The organism is Coleofasciculus sp., from assembly GCF_046539235.1.
Taxonomy (GTDB): domain Bacteria; phylum Cyanobacteriota; class Cyanobacteriia; order Cyanobacteriales; family Coleofasciculaceae; genus Coleofasciculus.
Genome location: NZ_JBKHHI010000616.1, coordinates 1 through 2,517 on the forward strand (window position 1 = coordinate 1; position 2,517 = coordinate 2,517).

Annotated in this window: 1 protein-coding gene; it reads right to left on the reverse strand. The window is 48.4% G+C overall.

The window, feature by feature from the left end; all coding sequences use genetic code 11:
* Positions 1–5 precede the first annotated feature (5 nt).
* Positions 6–2,517: hybrid sensor histidine kinase/response regulator (locus ACLFWI_RS29300; RefSeq protein ID WP_446415855.1), on the reverse strand; the 2,512-nt coding region annotated here is incomplete at its 5' end.

Genomic DNA, 2,517 nt, shown 5'->3' on the forward strand with positions numbered 1-2,517 from the left:
ATTAATCAAGCCTCACTACTACTAAACAGGACTTCACCCTGAATCATCCGCTGAGCTGCATCGAGCAGCACTTCTTCCAGATAAGGTTTGGTAAAGTAACCACTCGCGCCAAGCTGTGCTGCCATTTGCCGATGTCGTTTCGCCCCACGAGAGGTGAGCATAGCAATAGGTAACTGGCTGAGATTCTCATCTTTCTGGAGTCGAGAGAGTAGTTCTAATCCATCCATTCTCGGCATTTCAATATCGCAGAATACAATATCACAGGGTAAGCCTGACCGAAGTTTATCCCAGGCTTCTTGACCATCGCGGGATTGTTCCACCCGATAGCCGGCTTTGGCAAAGGTCATTGAGAGGAGTTCACGGACTGTAATCGAGTCATCCACAATCAAAACGAGTGGCTCATGGGGAGTTTCTGGGGCTTCTTCAATTCCTGCACCTTCGCTGTCCCCTCTCGACCAAATCGTCACACTGTCTTTCCGCAGGCGTCCGCAGGCGAGGTCAATCAGTTCTAACACATCGGCAATGGGCATGATTCGACCATCTCCTAAGACTGTCGCCCCAGCAATACCAATGGGTTTAGGCGGAGGACCTTCAAGTTGTTTAATCACGATTTCCTGTTCACCTAAAACCTGATCCACTTCGATGGCAATGAATGTCCCAGAACTGCGTAGCACAACAATTGAGACTAGGTCGTCTTCTGGCTTACCCCCATAAACATTACCCCGACTAATTGAACGGTTGTAAGAGAGCAATTCACTCAGGGGTTGTACTGAGATTAACGTGTCCCGCCAGGAGACACCGATTTGACCGTTGGCATCTTTTTGTAAGCGATCCTGAGGTACATCAAACATATCTTCCACCCCATCCATAGGAAAGGCAATGCGAGCGCGATCGCTCAAACAGCATAGAGCTTTACAAATACTCAGGGTTAAGGGTAGCCGAATGGTAAAGGTTGTGCCTTTTCCTAATGTCGAATCAATGTAGATTGCGCCCCGAATTTCGCTCAAACTGGTGCGGACAACATCCATCCCCACACCGCGTCCGGCGAATTCACTGGCTTCGTCTTTGGTACTAAAACCGGGGTGGAACAGAAAGTCATACAACTCTGTATTCGTTAGGTCTTTCGCCTCGGCTGGGGTGATCAGTTTCTTCTCAATTGCCTTTCGTTTAATCCGTTCCGGATCAATACCCGCGCCATCGTCGGAAATGGCAATCACCGTTTGGTTCCCTTGGTGGAACGCTCGCAGAGTAATTTGACCCACAGCAGGTTTACCCATCTCTTGCCGTTCTTCTGGGGATTCAATGCCATGGGTAATCGCATTATTGACCAAGTGGGTTAAGGGATCATAAAGGTGTTCCAAAATCATTTTGTCGAGCAAGGTTTCTCGACCTTCCACTTGCAGTTGGGCTTCCTTGCTTAACTTGATCGAAATTTCCCGCACCGGACGAGTCAAACGGTCAGCCGCATTGGCAAACGGAACCATGCGCGATCGCGTCAGTCCTTCTTGGAGTTGAGTGGTCACCTGTCGTAAGTTGCGAGCCACCTGATCGGTTTCATCCACCAAGAATTCCACGTCAGACGCTGACTCCCGCACTTGCACAATTAACTCGATCATCTCTTGGGAAAGTAAATGAAAGCCGGTAAAGCGATCCATTTCCAACGGATGATAATCCTCAGCCGACTCAGAATCCGTGGATGCAGGTGCAGCATTTTCTGATCCAAATAAAGAACGAGAGCGCGGTTGATTTTGACTACTGGCTAATAGAGAACTTTCCAGCAGCGATCGCTCATACAAATCCCGCATTCGTGCCCCGACATCACTCAACGCCGAAACTTGATGCTGTAAATTATCCAAAAATTGCCGTAGACGCTCTTGATCCTGTTCTAAGCTATTACGGCTAACTACCAATTCTCCCACCAAGTTATTCAGACTATCCAGGTGCTTAACCGGAACTCGCATCGTCTGCTCAAATATCCGAGGTGGTCTTCGACTGGGTAAAGGGGCGGTTTGTCGCGAACCTGTATTTGTTGTTGTAGCTGGACTTCCTATCGATTTATCAGCGTCCTGGAGGAGGGCTTCCAACTCTTTATCTAGGTCATCTTGATCTTGAGATGGGGGAGTTTGAGCTAAAGATGCTCGATTGTCTTGAGTTGCTCCCGGTTCCTCTAAGGGGGATTCTAAATCCTCAAACGACTCGGTCTGTGAGGGAGTATCAACTAGCATTGCTTCTAAATCAGCAAACTGATCACCGCTTTCACTGGGTAATGCTGCTGAAGTCTCTCCCTCCAACATTGCTTCTAAATCAGCAAACTGATCACCGCTTTCACTGGTCAATGCTGCTGAAGTCTCCCCATCCAGCATTGCTTCTAAGTCAGCAAACTCGTCAGCGTTTTCTCGGGGTGAATCCAAATCCCATTCGGTTTCTGCCAGAGTTGCTAATGAAAAATCATCATCAACAGTCGCTTCTTCCAGACTAAAAAGTGCGTCTAGATCTTCGTCCGATGGTGTTTCTGGG